Genomic DNA, 17,734 nt, shown 5'->3' on the forward strand with positions numbered 1-17,734 from the left:
CGTTTGCCTGTCAGCTGCCCCTCTTGCTCCGGGTCCGGGAACGGGACCCCGAGGAGACGGCCTTGCGGGCGCCGTTCTTGTCGCGGGAGCGGTTGGCGTCCTTGTGGTTGCGGTTGATGGCCTTCTCGAGGCCGGCGACCCTCTTGTCCATGCGTCGGAGCACACTCGTTGCTGCGCGCTGCTCGTCGGCGTAGATGGAAGAGGTCGAGTTCGCGGCCGAGGCGGTGGCGCGGGTGGCCTGCAGGAACAGGCTCTGGCTGTGGAGCATCCCGCCCTTGGACTGGCGGTTGAACATCTGCGCGGCCGCGAGCGGGTCCTCGGAGCGCAGTACCTCGGCGATGAACGCATCCCCAGCGCCGTTCTTGCGCAGGTTCGCGATTGTCCGCGAGAGGAGCCGAGAGTTGTCTCGCTGCTTGGCCCACTGCTGCTGGGCGAAGGCGGCGGTGCCGCTCATGCCCGCACCGGAGAACGGGTTCGACGAGCCGCCGGAGAGCCAGTCCAGCTTGAGGGAGTTCGAGACGTCCGACCTGAGCTCGGAGCGCTTGTTGTTCCAGAAGTCGAGGCGGTCGCGCTGGCGGTCGACCGCCTTCTCCAGGCGGCCCAGCGAGCGCTCCAGGGACTTCGTCGGCGAGCCCTGCACCGTTCCGCCGTTGGCGTAGGCAGGGATCCCGACCGTTCCGCCGTTGGCGTAGGCAGGGATACGGCCGGCGGCGCGGTCGGCGCGAAACTGGTCGGCCTGGCCGTAGCGGTTGGAGATGATCTCCTCGCCAGGTGCAGCGTGGATGAAGACCTTGTCTCCGTACGGGTAGCGAGCCCCGAGGATGGTGCCGCCGTCAGCCATGTCTGGCCAGTTCCCCTTGGCGATGCTGGACTGCTTGCCCGACATGTAGATCGACTTCTGCAGGGTCGTGACCGTGACGGTCTTCCCCTGCAGCGAGTTGATGACCGCCTGCACCGCGCGGACGTTGGAGACCGCCTGAGAGATGTCCACGGTGATCTGCTTCGGGGGCACTCGGGTGTTGACGTAGTTCTGAATGGCGGCCTGGCCACGGCGCCATGCGGCGTTCGCGCGGGCGATCTCGGCATCGGTCGCGTTGGCGAGCTGCGCCATGCGGCGAGCGCCGGCCGGTCCCGCCTCGTTGAGGGAGGCAATCAGCCCGTTGTCGAGGCCGCGGCGTGCAGCACGCTGTGCATTCGCCCCGAAGCGCTCGAGGTCGCGGGCTGACTTCTCCATCTCGGCCAGCCATCCGCCGAGAGAGACCTTCGCGTCATCGAGGGACTTGCCGAGGCCGACGAACTGGCGGCCGGTGGCACGGGCGGCGTTGCGCTCGGCCTCGATGGCAGCCGCTGCCTCGCGGGCTGCGGCGGCATAGCGCGTTGTGGAGTCGGCGGCTGCGTCCTTGGCTGGCTTCTCCAGCTGGAACTCCTTGCGCCCCTCGGCCGACTGCTTCGCCACGCCGTCGATGGCGCCCATGGCGCGCTCGGCCTCGGTCGCCATGAAGTTCCAGCCGTAGGCCGAGTTGGTGAACTCCGGGTTGGCAGCGACCATCTCGGCGCGGAACCGCTCCCAGGTCTCCCCGCCGACCAGTGCGGCGTTGGTCATCTCCTGGATGCTGACCCCGGCGTCCTTGAAGATCTGGAGCTGCTCGGCGCTGAGCGCGTCCAGGGCCATGGCGTGGTTGGTCTGGGTGAGTGCGCCGGTCTGCTGATCGAGAGCGGCGGCGAAGTCGGAGGCCGACTGCTTGGCCGAGTCCTGGGCGGCCTTGAAGTCGAGCAGCAGCCCGACGCCAACGCCCGCAGCAGCGCCCCAGGGGCCGGCCATGGTCCCGGCAAGGCCGAGCATGGCGGTGTTCTGCAGGCCGATGCCCTGGGCGGCCCCCGAGGCAGCGACGCCGACCGCACCGACGCCGGCGGCACCCTTGCCGATGGTGGCCATGTTGGACTTGAGCCGGCCGGTCGCGGCGGCCATCTTCTTGGACTCGCGCTCGCTCGCTGCGCCCGCAGTGGCCCAGGTGGTCGCCACGGTCCCCAGGTCGGCGCGCATCTGGCCGAAGGAGGCGCTCATCCCGCCGACTGCCGGGCCGAAGCGGCCCATGATGGCCGTGCTGGCGGCGGCCGCCTTGTTGAAGGCCAGGAATCCCAGGGCCGCGGTGGTCAGGGCGGGACCGATCGGAGAGTCGGCAATCGCGGTGAAGACGTTGAGCGCCGCGGTCAGCGCGGGCAGTACGACCGAGCCCCACGGCGCGATGGCCTGGACCAGTGCCACGGAGGCTTCGCCGAGAGCTACGAAGAACTCGGTGGCCTGGGGTCCGACCTGGCGCACGTAGTCGATGAAGCCCTCGAACCTGCTCGAGTCGGCCGACCAAGCTGCGAACGCACGGGAGGCTTCCAGCATCCCCGAGGCGAAGTCACGCGACAGGGGCGCGAACGCTGCCATCAGGTTGCCGAAGCCGAGCGCGACGTTGCCGGCCGACCGCGCGAACTCGTCGAAGATGGGCGCGGCGTCGCGCTGCAGGAAGGCGAAGAACGAGTCCCACTCCGGGCCGCCCAGCGCAGCGCCGGCGTCGGCGGACAGGTTGCCGAGGCGGGCGGAGAACTCGGCCACGAGCGACTCAGCGCGCGGCATGATGCCCAGCAGCGACTCCAGGCCCGCTTGCATGCCCGGGAACATGTGGGCCCCGGCGATGCGCTGCAGGCGCTCCAGCGAGCCGCCGATGGAGTCGAGATAGCGCACGAACCCTTCGCCGGCGGGACCGAGGACGGCCATGGCCTGGTTCAGCTTCTCCAGGTTCGCCGTGGTCGGCTCGAGCTGGTAGGCGTTGAGCGCGCCGAGGGCGTCGCCGACTCCGGCGAACGCGAGGCCAGCGGCGGCGGCAGCGCCAGCGGCGCCCGCGAGACCGGAGGCGAGGCCAGCGACCGCGGGAACCATCGTTGCACCGATGGGAGCCAGCGCAGGGCCGAGCACCAGGGCGGACTGGCCCAGCACGCTGAGGCGACCCGAGAACGTGTCGATGCTGGTTCCAGCGCGGATGAACGACGCGCCCATGCCGTCGACGTCGCGGCCCATCGAGCGGAACGCCCGGGAGTTGGTCGACGCGACGCCTGACAGCCTGTTGATGGAGCCGCCGAGCGTCTTGAAGGCCGCGGCGGCCTCCAGCGCCTCGCGGCTCGCGCGGTCCTCGAGCTCGAGGATGATGAGCTCACGCTTCACTCCCATCAGAGACTCCTCTCGTCGGCGGCCCGCTCGGCGAGCGTGGCCGCAGTCAGCAGCTGGATCACCGCGATGCTCACGCGGTGGGTGAGGGGAAGGGCGCCCAGTGCTTCGAGCGTCTCGGCGACGTCGGCTTGAGTGGCGGCGCAGGCGTAACGCTCTTCCGGGAGCATCAGCTCCATTGCGGCGTACAGCTTGAGTAGCTCCTGCTGCGCGTTCGGCGGGAGCTCGGTGAACTCCGCGACTGGGTCGTCGATGGTTGGTGCGGCGGTCATGAAGTCGGTGCCTTCCGTGAGTCGTCGAGCGTGGCCCGACGGTGAAGCTCGTCTGCCTCGTCGGCGAGTGCCGGGAGGTCGGCGAGGGTGCAGCCGATGGCCCGGAGGCGTGCGGCTGTTTCGTTGGTTTCCGTGATCGACCAGGCGCGGCGGGCGGGCAGGATCGCCCAGGACTTGCGGGGATCCATGCCGGATCCCTCGACCCAGTGGCGGCGCGCGGATCCGTAGCGCCGGCGGGCGCCGCCAAGGACGGCGACGTCACGCGTGATGCTGACGGCGAAGTCCTCACCGATGTCGATCACGTCGCCATCGGCCCACACCTCGAGGCAGGGGCCGATGGCGAGGCAGCGAGGAATTCCGCCGAGCGTCTGGACCGCGGTCGCGGTCTGCGCGGCGCGTGCCTGTCGTCGGGCGCTCATTCGGCAATCCGCCATCCGAGAGCGACCAGCGACTTGGGGGTCAGGCCGAGGGCTTCGGTGGCGTAGCGGGCCTCCTGTGCCTGCCAGGCCGAAGCGGTACCGGCGAAGATGGCCGATTCGTAGATCACCAGGCAGGCGACCGTTCCCCGGGCCGTCTCGTCCCACTGCGTGGCCTGAGGACTGCTCCACAGCTCCGCCCAGCGGTCGGCCTCGTCGTTGGTCCACTCGCGACCGGCCGGCATGTCCGGGACCGGGAGCGAACAGCCTTCCGAGGGGAGGTCGAGGAGCGGCACGCGGGCGCCCATCTGGCCGCGGTGAGCTCGGCTGTGTGGCTTCGTAGCGTTCCTAGCAGCAGGCATCAGAGCCCTCCGTCCGGTCGTTCGTCGTTGAGGTTGATTGGTCGACGCACCTCCGAGACGCCTTCCCCCCGGTCCCGCTGGGGCCAGGTGGAGGGGGTCGCCGGGGGGTGCGGGGAACGCCCGCCGTGGCACGGCGCAGGCTGGTCTGTGCGGGAGAAAGGACCTCGCTCGCAACCTTCGCTCCCATGTGATCCGGGCCCTTGCTCTCCCGATGGGTGACGTTCACGCCGTGCACGGCTGGCATCTCAGCCCCCGTTCGCCTCGGCAGCCTTGGCTGCCTCGTAGTCGTGCATCTGGATCCGCATCCCGCCCTTGGCGATCTTGTCGAACGTCTGCCGGTCCTCGACGCGGTCGGAGTCGCGGAGCCGGATGAGTGACTCCATGTCCTCGCGCTCCTTGAAGGCGCGCGGCTTGCCCCACGCCCGGACCTGCTCGCGCTGGTCCTCCCGTGGCGGGGCGCCGAGGACGACCGGAGTCAGCTTGTCGGGCTTGTCGACCCAGCCCTTGCGTGAGGAGTCGAACCAACCCCTGCCGACCTGGTACTCACCGTGCTTCGCCATCAGAGGACACCTCGCGAGCCGCGCTGGCGACGCGGCGGACCGTCCACCGGTGCGCGCTCCATGGAGACGGGCGTCTGCCTGACGCCGGACCAGGCGCCGACGGCGGTCGGCTCGGGGAGCTCCTCGCCGGTGTCGATGACGATGGCGCTGTGCGCGGCGCAGTCGACGCAGTGCAGGGTGCGTAGTCCCTGATCGGGGTAGTCGGTGACCTCGAGTCGGCCGGGGTCGCGCCGGCAGCCCTTGACGTGGGTGAGTGTCGGTTCCTTCGTGGTCGTGCTCATCTGGGTTCTCCTCGGTGGATTGGGTGTTCGGTCTTGTGGTGTCCGCCAGCGGCGCGTTCGGCCACGCGCTCGCGGTGCCGTCGCCGGGCCTCTGCTCGCCGGCGCTTGATGGCGGGGTGGGTGTGGCGGTCGTGGCGCGGCATCAGCTCACCTGCTTCGGTTCGCCGGCCAGGGTGCAGCCGGAGGCGTGGTTGATGACCAGGCGCTGCCCGGTCCACTTGGCAGGGCGCAGGCACTCGGGGCGGCGAGGGCCGCGTGGTCCTCGCCGTGACGGCGTCCCCCTGCGGGGGCATAGGCGCGGGGCGCCGGCCGCTGGCGCGGAAGGAAGTCGCGCGAGCGCTCCTGAGAACAGAAAAGAGATAGGGAATCTGAGCGTGAAAGTTGCTGAGATTGAGCAACCGGGTTGCTGAGATTGAGCAACTTCTTGCAGGTCGAGTTGCTGAGATTGAGCAACTTCTGAGCGTGAACCATCACCGATTCACCCCTCTTCGAGGTCGCGCGTTCAGCCCATGAGTGCGGCAGGTCTTCCCGCCATGTCCGCCAGACTTGGCGAACTTCTCGGGGTCGGCGACCAGGCATCGTGCGGTCGACTCCTTGCCGATCAGCCCGAGGTCGATCGCCTCCTTGATCGCGTGCGCGATCGTGGTCTTCGACGGGATCCGTAGCTCTCCGGTCCGGGGGTTCGCGGACTGGAGGACCAGCCCCAAGCCACCAGGGGCGAACTCGGCGTGACCAATCAGGTTGGCCCAGCCCTCGGCCGCGAACATCACGCGGAACTTGAGGGGCTTGAGCTCAGGGTCGCGGGCCATCTGGCGAAGCCGGTGCTGGTCACTGGCGCACCACTCATCGAACGGAATCACCAGAGCTGCCCTCGTTCTTCGGCCTTCAGCACGGCAGCCTCGGCGTTCTTCTCGTCCCTCTCCCGACGGGCGAGGCTCCGCAGGTGCTCGTGCTCTACGACCTCGCAGGGGATGCCACGGCGGGCGGCCTCGGCGCGCAGCTCATCGAGGCGGGCGGGCAACATCGCCCACGCGCCCGAAGGTGCGGAGTACATCGGGCGAATACCGAGGTCGCCGATGAGTACTCGAGCCAGGACACCCCGGGCATAGGCGGCCCAGCGGTTGCAGTAGGCGACCCGGAGCTGCTGAGGCCGGATGGTGCCGGCGTAAGACGGCGGGGCTCCGAGCGTGCCCTTGTGGCCGACCCAGACCTCGCGGCCCCTCATGCGCCACTCTCCCCGAGAATCTCGTTCAGCCAGTACCTCTGGCGCTCGTCAGCCTCGGCCCGGCGTCGGTCCCTGGCCTCGGCGGCGGCCTTGCGCCGGCGGATGGCCAACAGGCGCACGTCGAGCGGTGACAGGTCGTCCTCGGCGGTCTCGTCGAGTAGCTGCTCGACCCGGACGCGGTCGCTCCAGTAGCCACTCATGAAGAGCCCTCCTCGCCCCGGCGAGCGTCTGCGGCGAGCCCGATTCGCTCCCACCCGTCGAGTAGCTCGGCGATGGCCGCGTCGTCCTCGTCGCACATCTGCTCGACCGTGCTGGTCAGGGCGTTGGCGAAGTCGTAGACGGTCAGGAAGATGGCCCGGAACAGCGCGCGCTTGTCTTCGGCCTCGTCGTGCAGCCGCTCGATGTAGGCGACGAGCCGCTCGGCTGCTGCGCCCTGGTCGCCGGCGTGTAGGTCACGCACCAGGGCGGGCGTGAGCAGGTTCGCGCGGGCGAAGGTCTCGGCGAAGGTCTCGTCAGGGGCGCTCATGCCGCACCGCCCATCCGGTCGGCCCAGCACTTCGGCCCGATGCCGAGCACGCGACTCGACTCGGCGGTCAGCGGTCGACCACAGAGCCAGCAGCGGACGCTAGAATCGCTGGTGTTCGACAGCGTGGGGCCGTCCTGGCGGGGGCGGCCTCTGTCGTTCCCGGGGCTCATGCGGCCTCACCTCGGCGGGCGGCGGCCTTCGCACGACGGGACGCAGCCGACTTCAGCGCGAGTCGCTGGAAGTGCGCCTTGCGCAGGTGCGCCGCACGGTCGGGGTCACCATCGGCCTGGTCGAGGAACTTCTGGTCGAGCGCAGCCCGAGCGGGCGCGGTGGCGGCGGTGCGGTCGGCGGTGTTGGCCCACTTCAGGTGGGCGCCGATACGTCCCCATTGGGACGCGGTGGATGTGGTCTGTTCGGCCACGTTCGGCTCCTGCAAACGTCAGGGCATGACTGCCCTGCACTGGATGCAGTGCCGGTTTAGATATCGCTAAGCATAGCGCGCAGAGCGCTTAGTTTGAGATGCGGCACGCGGTTGACCAGGACGATCCGCTGGGCGGCAATCATCTCGGCCGGTCGCTCATGGATGCGCCGAGCCACTTCGGCGAGCTTCTCTGCCCTCACTGGCAACGTGGTGCCGCAGGCGGAGCAGGTGAGGCGGTAGCGCGTCCGGAGCTCTCCGTGCGCCTTCTTGAAGGCGGCGATCGCCGCCTCTGTGATGTCCCCGGGCAACGGCGTCCCATCGTCAGCGATGCTCTCGACACCGGTCGCGAGTTCGCCCAGTCCCTCGAGGCCGTAGAAGGGGTGGAACTTCATGTACCCGACGTAGTTGCCGCAGTCGCAGCGAAAGCTAACAACCATGCTCGGCGCCTGCGTCGCCGCTACGAACCGTCGATGCTTCTCCCGAGTCTCTTCCGACCAACTCTCTGGGTACGCCTCTTCCGACCCACCGTCTGGAAAGTCGCTCACAGGTCCCCCAGGTTGAGCGAGCGAGCCTCCTCGGCCGCGCGGTCCTCGGCGCGGGCCTTGGTGTAGCGCAGCAGCATGTCGGGCCGGGTCCAGCCTGCTACGGCCATGAGGCCGCCCTCGCTGCCGCCCTTCTCGAGCCATCGGTGGGCGGCGGTATGGCGCAGGCGGTGCGGATGGAACCCCTCGAGGCCGGCGTCGGCGGCACGGTTGGCCAGCGTCTTGTGCAGGGCGTCGTAGGTGAAGCCCTTGCCACGGTCGCCTAGCCAGAGTGCATCCGAGTCGGCGAGGCGGTGGTGCTTGCGGAGTCGTAGGTAGCGGTCGATGGCTCGGGCGGCGTCAGGGCCGAAGGGCACGCGTCGCCCCTTCCCGCCCTTGCCGCGGCGGATGATGATGATCCCGGCCTTCAGGTCGAGGTCAGCCAGGGTCATGTTCGCGGTCTCCCCCGCGCGCGCCGTGGTCTCGAACATGACGCGGATGATGGCCTCATCTCGGCGTCGGCGGAAGGTCTCCTTCTCGTCGGTGCCGCGGGCGACCTGACAGGCGCGGAGCATGGCGCGCAGCTCGTCGTCGCTGAGCGGCTCGATGACCTTCGCGTCGATTTTCGGCGCCTTGAGCCCGATGAAGGGCGAGACATCTATCTCGCCCTCGGTGTCCAGCCATTCCCCGAACCGACGCACGGCCAGGTGTCGGGCGTTTGCGGTCGAGGCCTCCCGACCCTCCTCGAGCAGGTGCGCGACCCATCCCTGCAGGCTGGTTCGGAGCAGCGGTTCAGCCTCGGTCTCCTCGCACCAGTCCAGGAAGAACCGGACCCCGTCGCCGTACGACTTCAGGGTGGGGGCACTCTTGCGCTCGGCCCGCAGCGCAAGGGACCAGGACTCGGCCAGGTCGCGCAGTTCGGCCACGCTCAGTCCGGGTTCGGATGCGCTACCTCGTCTCGCCATGAGACGAATCGTAGACCCAGAATATCTGGACTAGCAACGCTGTAGGGGTGTAGCCTGTCGCTTGTCGGACGGCGAATAGCGTGTCTGACCTGCGAGAACAGGTGCTACACCCCTACAGCCTCAGTCGAGATAGTCGCGCAGAACCTGCGATCGGGACGGGTGTCGCAGCTTCGACATCGTCTTGGACTCGATCTGGCGGATGCGCTCGCGGGTGACCCCGTAGACCTTGCCGATCTCGTCTAAAGTCTTCGGCTGACCGTCGGTCAGGCCGAAGCGCATGCTCACGACGCCGGCCTCACGCTCGGAGAGCGTGTCGAGCACCGCGTGCAGCTGCTCCTGGAGGAGCGTGAAGGAGACCGCGTCGGCCGGGACGATCGCCTCGGAGTCCTCGATCAGGTCGCCGAACTCGGAGTCGCCGTCCTCACCCAGCGGGGTGTGGAGCGAGATCGGCTCACGGCCGTACTTCTGGACCTCGATGACCTTCTCCGGGGTCATGTCGAGCTCCTTGGCCAGCTCCTCCGGGGTGGGCTCGCGGCCCAGGTCCTGGAGCATCTGGCGCTGGACGCGCGCGAGCTTGTTGATGACCTCGACCATGTGCACCGGGATACGGATGGTGCGGGCCTGGTCGGCCATGGCGCGGGTGATCGCCTGACGGATCCACCAGGTGGCGTACGTCGAGAACTTGTAGCCCTTGGTGTAGTCGAACTTCTCGACCGCACGGATCAGACCCAGGTTGCCCTCCTGGATCAGGTCCAGGAAGAGCATGCCGCGGCCGGTGTAGCGCTTGGCCAGCGAGACGACGAGTCGGAGGTTGGCCTCGAGGAGGTGGTTCTTGGCGCGCTTGCCGTCCTCGGCGATCCACTCGAGCTCATCGAGGATCTTCGGGGTGATCTTGCCGCCCTTGCCGAGCTTCTCCTCCGCGAAGAGGCCGGCCTCGATCCGCTTGGCGAGCTCGACCTCCATCTCGGCGTTGAGCAGCGGGACCTTGCCGATCTGCTTGAGGTAGTCCTTGACCGGGTCGGCGGTCGCGCCGGCGACCATGACGGTCTGCTCGGGCTCGTCGGTGTCGTCGGAGGTGGAGACGACGAAGCTCTGCTTCGAGGCCTCCTTCTCGTCTTCCTTGATCGTGGGATCGGCGGCGACATCCTTCTCGAACTGCTCGTCGGGGATGTCGGGCAGGATCTTCTTGCCGTCGGGACCGAGCTGGACGACCGGGGTCTCGTCGTCGGTGTCGGTGTCATCGACCTCGATGTCGTCGACATCGACCTCGACGTCCTCGAGGACGATCTCCTCGCCGTCCTCGTCGATCTCGGTCGTCTTCTTCGGCTCGGGCTCATCGGCCTTCTTCGCCGCGACCTCGGTGGCCGGCTTCGCGGGCGCAGCCGCCGCCTTCTTGGCGGCGGCCTTCTTCGCCGGCGCCTTGGCCGTGGTCGTCTTGCGGGTCGAGGTAGTCGCCGCCGCGGCACGGCCGGTGACGGCGGTGCCGAGGTCCACCGAGATGCCGAGCGTGCTCAGGTGACCGAGCAGTGCCTTGAGGTGCCTGGGCTCGACCGCGGCATCCTCGCTGGCCTGGCGGACCTGGTCGGGACTGACCCGTCCGGTTGGCTTGGCCTGGTCGATCAGCGCCTTCACGGCAGGGTGGGCGAGTACCTCAGCGGGTATCTTGCGCGCGTTCGAGGACACGAACACCTCTCCGTCGAACTTGGTCGAGACTTATCAAAAACTGGGTTTGGGCGCGGCAGGGCCCGGGGTCGTCAAGAGCCGCAGATTCATTCTGCCACGATGGTGGTGAACATTCCCCATCCGGGGCATTATGTCCCCCAGCAACTCATCCGGCTGCTTTGGCTGCGGCTTTCTTCTGCTGTTTGTAGTCACGCACCTTCTGCAACGACGCTACGTCGACGACGTCAGCCACAGAACGGTAACCATCGAGTGCGTAGTCACCGACGGCCTCCTGCCAGCCATCGGGCCGCACTCCCAGCTGCTTGGCCAGCAGGGAGACGAAGATCTGCGCCTTCTGCTTCCCGAAGCCCGGGAGCGCCTGGACCCGCTTGAGCAGGTCCTTGCCGCTGGTGGCCTCGGTCCAGAGCCGAGTGACGTCGCCGCCGTACTCGTTGGTGACGATGGTCGCGATCCCCTGCACCTTCGCCGACATCGAGCCGGGGAACCGGTGGATCGCGGGCGGCGTCGAGGCGATCGTCTTGAACTCCTCGGGGTCCATCTCGGCGATCTTGGCGGGATCCAGATGGCCGAGGCGGGTCACCAGCTTGTGACCTCCCTTGAACGCATCCTCCATCCGATACTGCTGATCCAGGGCCATACCCAGCAACAGCGCGAACGGATCCTCGGAGAGCAGCTTGTCGGCGGCCTCGTCGCCGGTGATGTGGAGAGAAGGCATAAGGGACATCCTGCCTCATCCAGGAAAGCAACACGCGGTCGAAGCCGAAGGCAGCCGCCAGTGAGGCGATACGGTTTCGTGCAGTCGGCACACCGGGCGTGAGACCACCCGGGCCCAGGAGGGACGTTTCGATGGCGACCGTGCTGTTCTGTCCGGTGACCTTCAACCTGGCCGAGACCACGCGAATGATCCAGGTCGCTCGAGCGTTGAGCCCGCGCCACCGCACCGTCTTCATGGGCTATGAGGACGACTACGTCGACCTCATCCGCGATGCAGGCTTCGCCTACATCTCGCAGACTCCCGCGTTCACGCGCCAGGAACGCGAGCAGCTCATCGCGTTCGATCAGGGCAAGACGTTGAAGAACCCCTTCACCGAGCGAGTGGTCGCCGACCGCGTGTCGATCGAGCGGCAGGTCATCCGTGAGCAGGTCGCCTCGGCCGTCGCAACCGGGTCGAACCTGACGTCCTACATCTCCGCCCGCGCCGAAGGCGTACCTCTCTACTATCCGGTCCCGTTCGCACTGACCGAGCCGCAGGTGCGCCAGGCGCGGCAGCTGTTCCTCGTGGAGGGAAGGGGGCGCGCCGCGCGATTCATGGATCGGATGGCCACCGCCGCGTTTCGCTGGATCTACACCAAGGCCCCGCTGGCCCCACGCTCGTTCACGACCGTGGCGGTCGCGAACGGCGTGCCTCGATGCGGACCATCTCCTCGCTCCTCACCGCTGATCGCAACTTGATCACCGAGATGCCGTGGGAGCTCGAAGGCTTCACGTTGCCGGAAGGCTTCGAGCGAGTCGGCCCGATCTTCGCCCACATCGAAGCGCCGATGCCGTCGATCGTCGAGGAGCTGGCGACCGCATCGCGGCCGCTGGTCTACCTCGGCCTGGGATCCTCGGCGAGCCGTCGGATCGCCGTCGCCGCGGCCCACGCGCTCGGCACGCTTCCCGTGAACGTGATCGCCCCGATCTCCCACTACCTGGGCGCTGGCGAGACGCTTCCCCCGAATGTTCACGTGACCGGACTGCTGCCCGCGCACCGGCTCGGCGGCTTGGTCGACGCGGCTGTGCTGCACGGCGGACAAGGCACGGTCCAGACGGCTTGTGCCACCGGTATCCCTTTCGTCGGTATGGGATTGCAGCCGGAGCAGACCTGGCACGTGCGGATGTGCGAAACAGCGCGGCAACGCGATCGCGGTATCGCCGAAGCGCGTCGGGTCACCCGGGTTCGTCGACGCCGTACGCCGCGTCCTCGCCGATCCGGGCATCCGCGCCGCCGCCTCGGAGGTGCAGCAGGCGTACGCCGGAGCGGACGGTGCCGCAGCATCCGCCCGGATCATCGAAGCGGGGCTATGAGCCGGCGGGCGAACTCGGGACGTCACGCCGCGCCTGAGGTCCGGGCCCTGTGGAAAGACGGTCGCGGGATTCCGGCGTCCGTTGCACGCTAGGCCCATGGCCACCATGCCCACTCTGTCCGAGACGTCCGTCGAAGGACTGCACGAGCCGCTCTCGCCTGTGCTCGAGAAGCGGTTGCGACGTGCTGTGCTCGACCACACCGCTACCGAGCACCGGCGCTCTTTCCTGGCGCTCGTCCACCTCGGTATCCCGGGCGGCAAGGAGGTCGCCCACGCGCATCGCGAGGACGAGCCCACCGACCACTGGCTGCGCACCGACATCATCCACAGCATGCGCCGCCGGGTCGGCGTGCCGGATCCGATCGTGTGGCTGACTCGGGCCGGCGACCTGGGGATCGAGGACGTCGACCTCCGCTGGCTCGCCGCCGCCCGGGCTGCGTTCCGGGAGATCGGGGCGCCCCTGACGTACGTCGTGGTGACCCGCAACGCGTGGGTCGACCCGCGCTCGGGGCTCAGTCGGCGGTGGAAGCGGCTGCGCTACCGCAACGACTAGGCCGGATGGCCGGTCCGGAGCTCCTCCTCCCAGGCCGTCGGAGGAACGGCACCCTCGAGCATCTGCGCGACCAGCACCCCGAGACCGTGGCGGCGCTCGCTCGCGAAGCACCTGTCGAGCGCACACCAGGCAAGCGCTCCGTCACCGCCCAGCCAGGCGGCGAAGGCCAGGACGGCGGCCGGGTGGGCGACATGGTCGTCGGGGCTGCGGCGTACGACATCGGTCCACAGACGCACGTGGGCCCTGGCCTCCTCCCGGGTCATCCCGCCCCAGGCGGCGTCACGCCGCTGCGGGTCGCGCAGCGCGAGCAGCAGGGAGGCGATCTGGGCGGCAGACAGGACCGTCCCGGCGACCGCGTCGTCGACCAGCCGGCCGACCTCGTAGATCTTCATCGACGACGCCTGCGCCAGCGCCGCCTCGGTCTCGGCCACGGCCTCGGGCACCGCGGCGATCGAGGCGGCCAGCTCGGTGCGCGAGCGGCGCACCAGATGTCCGTCGTAGACCGCCTGGGCGCGGAACGGATGCGCCCCGACATCGAAGGGCACGCCGTCGTCGGGAACGCCATGGAATCCGAGCGGGTCGAACCATCGGCCGTCCTGCACCCGCAGGCACCCGATCAGGTCGATCTCGCACTCGGCGAGCCGCTCGGCGAGACGGCGGGCGATCTTCACCCCGAAGCGCGGGCCACTGTCGTAGAGGACGAGCAGGACACCACGCACCTGGTGGCGGACGGCGGGCAGGAGCAGGCTGTCCAGGCAGCCCTCGACCTCGTCCGGCGGAGGTAGGTCGATCCGGCCGTGGACCTGATGCTCACCGCCGAAGGTCAGCATGACGATCGACTTCTCGGGCTGGAAGCCGAGGAGGACAGGGACTGCCGCCAGAACGTCCTCGGGACGGGCGATGGAGAGTTTCGTGGTCATGCGGACCACACTCCCCGCGACCCACCGACAGTTTCGGCGCCAATAACCGCGCCTGTGGACAACCACCTCCCCAACCTCGCCTGTGGATGGTCAGCGGCCCGAGCCGGACTGTCCCCGCTGCCAGATAGGTTGCCACCATGAGAGCGCAGGCGTCGGTGATGCACCTCGACCTCGACGCGTTCTTCGCCTCGGTCGAGCAGCGCGACAAGCCGTCCCTGCGCGGCAAGCCGGTGGTCGTGGGCGGCATCGGCGGGCGCGGCGTGGTCAGCACCGCCTCCTACGAGGCCAGGACCTTCGGCGTCCGCTCGGCGATGTCGACCCGCGAGGCCCGCGCGTTGTGCGGGCACGCCGCCTTCCTCTACCCGCGCTTCCATGCCTATAAGAAGGTCAGCGAGCAGGTCTTCGGGATCCTGCGCGACCTCTCGCCGCTGGTCGAGCCGCTCTCGCTCGACGAGGCCTTCGTCGACCTCGCCGCCGCCGAGCTCCCCGACCTCGAGGTCGAGACGGTGACCGCGACCGCGTCGAGGATCCGAGAGGAGGTCGCAGAGGTCACCGGCGGCCTCACCGCCAGCGTCGGCCTGGCCAGCTCGAAGTTCATCGCGAAGATCGCCAGCGACCTCGACAAGCCCGACGGCCTGGTCGTGGTGCCGCCCGGCACCGAGCTCGACCTGCTCCGCCCGATGAACGTCAAGGTCATCCCCGGCGTCGGCCCCGCCACCGCCGAGCGCCTGCGCCGCGCGGGCATCCACACGGTGGCCGATCTGGAGCAGGTCAGCGTCGAGGAGCTCGTACGCCTGGTGGGCAAGTCCCACGGCACCAACCTCTACAAGCTGGCCAGAGCCCAGGACGACCGCCGCGTCGAGCCCGAGCGCGAGACCAAGTCGGTCAGCGTGGAGGGCACCTACGACACCGACCTGACCGACCGGCCACTCATGGAGCAGATCCTCACCCGGCAGGCCGGCGAGGTCGCCGCCCGGCTGAAGAAGAACGGGCTCTCGGGCCGCACGATCACAATCAAGGTCCGGCTCTACGACTTCACCACGATCAACCGCTCCGCGACCCTGCCGGCGCCGACCGACCAGCCCGGCACCATCGCCCGCCTGGCCAGGACCCTGCTCGGCGAGCTCTTCACCGCCGGCGAGACGGCCGGGGGCGTACGCCTTCTCGGGGTCGGCGTCTCCGGACTCGCCGACTGGATCCAGGAGGACCTCTTCGGCGACGACACCGACGAGGACGCCGAGCCCGACCTCCCGCTGCCCGAGCCGGTGCGGAGGCCGACCTGGGCTGCCGGGATGGACGTCGTCCACGCCGAGATGGGCCGCGGCTGGGTCTGGGGCTCGGGGCGCGGCGTCGTGACCGTGCGCTTCGAGACCGCCGAGACTCCCGCCGGTCCGGTGAGGTCGTACGCCGTCGACGACCCCGACCTGCAGCCGTTCAGCGAGTCCTGACGCCCGCTCCCCCGGCTCGATCTCGCCGTCGCGGCGAGCGGGTGCACTATCGCGCCAGACGACCAACATGTGCGATAGCGCGATGCGATGCGACCGGCGCGTCGGTGCCGTGCTCGGGGCTTCGAGGGTCGCGGGGATAGGGTCTCGTTCATGTCTGCCGACCTCTCCTCGACCCCCTGGCCGATCGCCCCCAAGAAGCCCTCGTCCAAGCAGTTCCACGGCCTGACCCGGACCGATGACTACGAGTGGCTCCGGGAGAAGGAGAACCCCGAGGTCATCGCCTACATCGAGGCCGAGAACGCCTACACCAAGGAGCAGACCGACCACCTCGCCGACCTGCGTACCCAGATCTTCGAGGAGATCAAGGCGCGCACGCTCGAGACCGATCTGAGCGTCCCGACGCGGTCGCGCGGCTACTGGTACTACGGCCGCAGCTTCGAGGGGAAGCAGTACGGCGCGAGCTGCCGGGTGAAGGTCGCCGACGAAGACGACTGGACTCCCCCGACCCCGGCCGACGTCACCCACGACCAGCCGGCCCTCCCCGGCGAGGAGGTGCTCCTCGACCTGGACGCCCTCGCCGAGGGCCATGACTTCTTCAGCCTCGGCGGCTCCAGCGTCAGTCCGTCGACCACCCTGCTCGCCTACGCGACCGACGTGACCGGCGACGAGCGCTACACCGTACGCGTCAAGGACCTCACCACCGGCGAGCTGCTGACCGACGAGCTCACCAACGTCCACGGCGGCGCCACCTGGGACCGCGACTCCGCCAACCTCTACTACACGACCGCCGACGAGTCCTGGCGCGCCGACAAGATCTGGTGCCACCGCCTCGGCACCAGCCAGGACGAGGACGAGCTGGTCTTCCACGAGACCGACGACCGGTTCTGGGTCGGCGTGGGACGGACCAAGTCCGACCGGTTCATGTTCATCGGCACCGCCGCGAAGATCACCGCCGAATACCGGTTCCTCGACCTCGACGACCCCGACGCCGGCTGGCAGGTCTTCGCCGCCCGCGAGGAGAGCGTCGAATACTCCATCGAGCACGCCACCATCGCCGGCGAGGACGTCTTCCTGGTCACCCACAACGCCTCGGGGCCGGACTTCGAGATCGCCACCGCGCCGATCGCCCCGACCCCGCGGACCGAGTGGCAGCCGCTCGTCCCCCACACCCAGGGCGTACGTCTGGAGGACGTCGACGCCTTCGCCGGCCACCTGGTCGTGCACCAGCGCAGCGAGGGCCTGACCCAGCTCCGCATCCTGGAGCTCGGTGAGAACGGTGTCGCCGACGACTACCTGGTGAAGTTCGACGACGAGCTCTACACGATCGGCTCCGGGTCCAACCCCACCTTCGGGTCCCCGGTCGTGCGGCTCGGCTACACCACGATGCGCACCCCGGCCTCGGTCTACGACTACGACGTACGCAGCCGCGAGCTGACCCTGCTCAAGCAGGCCCCGGTGCTCGGTGGCTACGACCGCGACGACTACGAGGAGCACCGGCTCTGGGCGACGGCCGAGGACGGCGTACGGGTGCCGATCTCGATCGTGGCGAAGAAGGGACTCCACGAGACCGGGCCGATCCCGGTGCTGCTCTACGCCTACGGCTCCTACGAGGCCAGCATGGACCCCTACTTCTCCATCGCCCGGCTGAGCCTGCTGGACCGCGGGATCGGGTTCGCGATCGCCCACATCCGCGGCGGCGGCGAGATGGGCCGGGCCTGGTACGACGACGGGAAGATGCTCAAGAAGCAGAACACCTTCTCCGACTACATCGCCTGCGCGCACCACCTCGCCGAGACGGGCTGGTCGACGCCCAGCCAGATCATCGCCGAGGGCGGCAGCGCCGGTGGACTGCTGATGGGGGCGGTCGCCAACCAGGCGCCCGACGCCGTGGGCGCGATCGTGGCCGCGGTGCCTTTCGTGGACGCGCTGACCACGATGCTCGACGCGACGCTCCCGCTGACCGTCACCGAGTACGACGAGTGGGGCAACCCGGAGGCCGACAAGGAGACGTACGACTACATGTCCTCCTACGACCCCTACACCAACGTCACCCGGCAGCACTACCCGCCGATCCTGGCCGAGACCAGCATCAACGACACCCGCGTGCTCTACGTGGAGCCCGCGAAATGGGTCGCCAAGCTGCGCGCGACGGCAGAGAATCCTGGTGACGTACTGCTGAAGACGGAGATGGCGGCCGGGCACGGTGGAGTCTCGGGGCGCTACAAGGCCTGGGAGGACCGAGCGTTCAGCCTTGCCTGGATGATCGACCAGGTGACCTCTTCGTAGGGCATATCTGTGGTG

At 68.9% G+C, this 17,734-nt stretch carries 22 protein-coding genes; 5 read left to right on the forward strand and 17 right to left on the reverse strand.

The features are described 5' to 3' along the window. Positions 1–10: 10 nt before the first annotated feature. The 16 genes from ABT304_RS21040 to ABT304_RS21115 all read right to left on the reverse strand — a co-directional run bounded on the left by ABT304_RS21040 (position 11) and on the right by ABT304_RS21115 (position 11,170). Positions 11–3,217, reverse strand: a complete 3,207-nt coding sequence (locus tag ABT304_RS21040) for a hypothetical protein (protein WP_350718136.1) — start codon at positions 3,215–3,217, stop codon at positions 11–13. Further along, a complete protein-coding gene (locus ABT304_RS21045) occupies positions 3,217–3,486 on the reverse strand; it encodes a hypothetical protein (RefSeq protein ID WP_350718138.1) in 270 nt (89 codons plus the stop codon). The genes ABT304_RS21040 and ABT304_RS21045 overlap by 1 nt, the downstream gene beginning before the upstream one ends. After that, on the reverse strand, positions 3,483–3,905 hold the full coding sequence (locus tag ABT304_RS21050; protein ID WP_350718139.1) for a hypothetical protein: 423 nt from the start codon (positions 3,903–3,905) through the stop codon (positions 3,483–3,485). Before ABT304_RS21050 ends, ABT304_RS21045 begins: the two co-directional genes overlap by 4 nt. Further along, positions 3,902–4,264, reverse strand: coding sequence for a hypothetical protein (locus tag ABT304_RS21055; protein ID WP_350718141.1), 363 nt, complete (start codon positions 4,262–4,264; stop codon positions 3,902–3,904). Before ABT304_RS21055 ends, ABT304_RS21050 begins: the two co-directional genes overlap by 4 nt. A 245-nt stretch (positions 4,265–4,509) precedes the next feature. Then, entirely contained in the window at positions 4,510–4,824 is a 315-nt protein-coding gene (locus ABT304_RS21060; RefSeq protein WP_350718143.1) for a hypothetical protein, read from the reverse strand. Beyond that, positions 4,824–5,105, reverse strand: a complete 282-nt coding sequence (locus ABT304_RS21065; protein WP_350718145.1) for a hypothetical protein — start codon at positions 5,103–5,105, stop codon at positions 4,824–4,826. Before ABT304_RS21065 ends, ABT304_RS21060 begins: the two co-directional genes overlap by 1 nt. Before the next feature lie 470 nt (positions 5,106–5,575). Next, positions 5,576–5,914 (reverse strand): hypothetical protein, encoded by a 339-nt coding sequence (locus tag ABT304_RS21070; RefSeq protein WP_350718147.1) that lies wholly within the window; start codon positions 5,912–5,914, stop codon positions 5,576–5,578. A 47-nt stretch (positions 5,915–5,961) separates the two neighbouring features. Further along, the gene (locus ABT304_RS21075; protein ID WP_350718149.1) at positions 5,962–6,330 is read right to left on the reverse strand and encodes a hypothetical protein; all 369 of its coding nucleotides are present in this window, start codon (positions 6,328–6,330) and stop codon (positions 5,962–5,964) included. Beyond that, positions 6,327–6,530, reverse strand: a complete 204-nt coding sequence (locus tag ABT304_RS21080) for a hypothetical protein (RefSeq protein WP_350718151.1) — start codon at positions 6,528–6,530, stop codon at positions 6,327–6,329. Before ABT304_RS21080 ends, ABT304_RS21075 begins: the two co-directional genes overlap by 4 nt. Continuing rightward, a complete protein-coding gene (locus tag ABT304_RS21085) occupies positions 6,527–6,856 on the reverse strand; it encodes a hypothetical protein (RefSeq protein ID WP_350718153.1) in 330 nt (109 codons plus the stop codon). Before ABT304_RS21085 ends, ABT304_RS21080 begins: the two co-directional genes overlap by 4 nt. Further along, on the reverse strand, positions 6,853–7,026 hold the full coding sequence (locus ABT304_RS21090; RefSeq protein ID WP_350718154.1) for a DUF6011 domain-containing protein: 174 nt from the start codon (positions 7,024–7,026) through the stop codon (positions 6,853–6,855). The genes ABT304_RS21085 and ABT304_RS21090 overlap by 4 nt, the downstream gene beginning before the upstream one ends. Next, the gene (locus ABT304_RS21095; protein WP_350718155.1) at positions 7,023–7,277 is read right to left on the reverse strand and encodes a hypothetical protein; all 255 of its coding nucleotides are present in this window, start codon (positions 7,275–7,277) and stop codon (positions 7,023–7,025) included. The genes ABT304_RS21090 and ABT304_RS21095 overlap by 4 nt, the downstream gene beginning before the upstream one ends. Before the next feature lie 56 nt (positions 7,278–7,333). Further along, positions 7,334–7,822 carry a hypothetical protein gene (locus ABT304_RS21100; RefSeq protein WP_350718157.1) on the reverse strand — a complete coding sequence of 163 codons (489 nt, stop codon included), beginning with the start codon at positions 7,820–7,822 and terminating at the stop codon, positions 7,334–7,336. Further along, positions 7,819–8,763 carry a tyrosine-type recombinase/integrase gene (locus tag ABT304_RS21105; protein ID WP_350718159.1) on the reverse strand — a complete coding sequence of 315 codons (945 nt, stop codon included), beginning with the start codon at positions 8,761–8,763 and terminating at the stop codon, positions 7,819–7,821. The genes ABT304_RS21100 and ABT304_RS21105 overlap by 4 nt, the downstream gene beginning before the upstream one ends. Before the next feature lie 120 nt (positions 8,764–8,883). Continuing rightward, the gene (locus tag ABT304_RS21110; RefSeq protein WP_502890399.1) at positions 8,884–10,257 is read right to left on the reverse strand and encodes an RNA polymerase sigma factor; all 1,374 of its coding nucleotides are present in this window, start codon (positions 10,255–10,257) and stop codon (positions 8,884–8,886) included. A gap of 334 nt (positions 10,258–10,591) precedes the next feature. Continuing rightward, a complete protein-coding gene (locus ABT304_RS21115) occupies positions 10,592–11,170 on the reverse strand; it encodes an HhH-GPD-type base excision DNA repair protein (RefSeq protein WP_160024252.1) in 579 nt (192 codons plus the stop codon). A gap of 122 nt (positions 11,171–11,292) precedes the next feature. Here ABT304_RS21115 and ABT304_RS21120 point away from each other — a divergent pair, with 122 nt between their 5' ends. The 3 genes from ABT304_RS21120 to ABT304_RS21130 are packed head-to-tail and all read left to right on the forward strand — an operon-like array spanning position 11,293 to position 13,065. Continuing rightward, positions 11,293–11,898, forward strand: coding sequence for a hypothetical protein (locus ABT304_RS21120; protein ID WP_350718162.1), 606 nt, complete (start codon positions 11,293–11,295; stop codon positions 11,896–11,898). Continuing rightward, on the forward strand, positions 11,856–12,605 hold the full coding sequence (locus tag ABT304_RS21125) for a glycosyltransferase (protein WP_350718164.1): 750 nt from the start codon (positions 11,856–11,858) through the stop codon (positions 12,603–12,605). Before ABT304_RS21120 ends, ABT304_RS21125 begins: the two co-directional genes overlap by 43 nt. 4 nt (positions 12,606–12,609) lie before the next feature. Further along, positions 12,610–13,065, forward strand: coding sequence for a hypothetical protein (locus ABT304_RS21130; protein ID WP_350718166.1), 456 nt, complete (start codon positions 12,610–12,612; stop codon positions 13,063–13,065). Here ABT304_RS21130 and ABT304_RS21135 read toward each other — a convergent pair. Further along, positions 13,062–13,985 (reverse strand): DUF4192 domain-containing protein, encoded by a 924-nt coding sequence (locus ABT304_RS21135; protein ID WP_350718167.1) that lies wholly within the window; start codon positions 13,983–13,985, stop codon positions 13,062–13,064. The two genes, ABT304_RS21130 and ABT304_RS21135, sit on opposite strands and share 4 nt — an antisense overlap. 137 nt (positions 13,986–14,122) lie before the next feature. Between ABT304_RS21135 and ABT304_RS21140 the strand changes: the two genes are divergently transcribed. Beyond that, positions 14,123–15,433 (forward strand): DNA polymerase IV, encoded by a 1,311-nt coding sequence (locus ABT304_RS21140; RefSeq protein WP_350718169.1) that lies wholly within the window; start codon positions 14,123–14,125, stop codon positions 15,431–15,433. Between the two features lie 150 nt (positions 15,434–15,583). Next, positions 15,584–17,719, forward strand: coding sequence for a S9 family peptidase (locus ABT304_RS21145; RefSeq protein ID WP_350718171.1), 2,136 nt, complete (start codon positions 15,584–15,586; stop codon positions 17,717–17,719). The last annotated feature ends 15 nt before the right edge of the window (positions 17,720–17,734 follow it).

Origin of the sequence: Nocardioides sp. NPDC000445, assembly GCF_040300245.1 — a bacterium.
Taxonomy (GTDB): Bacteria; Actinomycetota; Actinomycetes; order Propionibacteriales; family Nocardioidaceae; genus Nocardioides.

What these genes read in the sequence shown, in the direction of transcription:
- ABT304_RS21040 (WP_350718136.1), bottom strand. Translation starts at nt 3,217, where the DNA reads ATGGGAGTGAAGCGTGAGCTCATCATCCTCGAGCTCGAGGACCGCGCG.
- ABT304_RS21045 (WP_350718138.1), bottom strand. Translation starts at nt 3,486, where the DNA reads ATGACCGCCGCACCAACCATCGACGACCCAGTCGCGGAGTTCACCGAG.
- ABT304_RS21050 (WP_350718139.1), bottom strand. Translation starts at nt 3,905, where the DNA reads ATGAGCGCCCGACGACAGGCACGCGCCGCGCAGACCGCGACCGCGGTC.
- ABT304_RS21055 (WP_350718141.1), bottom strand. Translation starts at nt 4,264, where the DNA reads ATGCCTGCTGCTAGGAACGCTACGAAGCCACACAGCCGAGCTCACCGC.
- ABT304_RS21060 (WP_350718143.1), bottom strand. Translation starts at nt 4,824, where the DNA reads ATGGCGAAGCACGGTGAGTACCAGGTCGGCAGGGGTTGGTTCGACTCC.
- ABT304_RS21065 (WP_350718145.1), bottom strand. Translation starts at nt 5,105, where the DNA reads ATGAGCACGACCACGAAGGAACCGACACTCACCCACGTCAAGGGCTGC.
- ABT304_RS21070 (WP_350718147.1), bottom strand. Translation starts at nt 5,914, where the DNA reads ATGGCCCGCGACCCTGAGCTCAAGCCCCTCAAGTTCCGCGTGATGTTC.
- ABT304_RS21075 (WP_350718149.1), bottom strand. Translation starts at nt 6,330, where the DNA reads ATGAGGGGCCGCGAGGTCTGGGTCGGCCACAAGGGCACGCTCGGAGCC.
- ABT304_RS21080 (WP_350718151.1), bottom strand. Translation starts at nt 6,530, where the DNA reads ATGAGTGGCTACTGGAGCGACCGCGTCCGGGTCGAGCAGCTACTCGAC.
- ABT304_RS21085 (WP_350718153.1), bottom strand. Translation starts at nt 6,856, where the DNA reads ATGAGCGCCCCTGACGAGACCTTCGCCGAGACCTTCGCCCGCGCGAAC.
- ABT304_RS21090 (WP_350718154.1), bottom strand. Translation starts at nt 7,026, where the DNA reads ATGAGCCCCGGGAACGACAGAGGCCGCCCCCGCCAGGACGGCCCCACG.
- ABT304_RS21105 (WP_350718159.1), bottom strand. Translation starts at nt 8,763, where the DNA reads ATGGCGAGACGAGGTAGCGCATCCGAACCCGGACTGAGCGTGGCCGAA.
- ABT304_RS21115 (WP_160024252.1), bottom strand. Translation starts at nt 11,170, where the DNA reads ATGTCCCTTATGCCTTCTCTCCACATCACCGGCGACGAGGCCGCCGAC.
- ABT304_RS21120 (WP_350718162.1), top strand. Translation starts at nt 11,293, where the DNA reads ATGGCGACCGTGCTGTTCTGTCCGGTGACCTTCAACCTGGCCGAGACC.
- ABT304_RS21125 (WP_350718164.1), top strand. Translation starts at nt 11,856, where the DNA reads ATGCGGACCATCTCCTCGCTCCTCACCGCTGATCGCAACTTGATCACC.
- ABT304_RS21130 (WP_350718166.1), top strand. Translation starts at nt 12,610, where the DNA reads ATGGCCACCATGCCCACTCTGTCCGAGACGTCCGTCGAAGGACTGCAC.
- ABT304_RS21135 (WP_350718167.1), bottom strand. Translation starts at nt 13,985, where the DNA reads ATGACCACGAAACTCTCCATCGCCCGTCCCGAGGACGTTCTGGCGGCA.
- ABT304_RS21140 (WP_350718169.1), top strand. Translation starts at nt 14,123, where the DNA reads ATGAGAGCGCAGGCGTCGGTGATGCACCTCGACCTCGACGCGTTCTTC.
- ABT304_RS21145 (WP_350718171.1), top strand. Translation starts at nt 15,584, where the DNA reads ATGTCTGCCGACCTCTCCTCGACCCCCTGGCCGATCGCCCCCAAGAAG.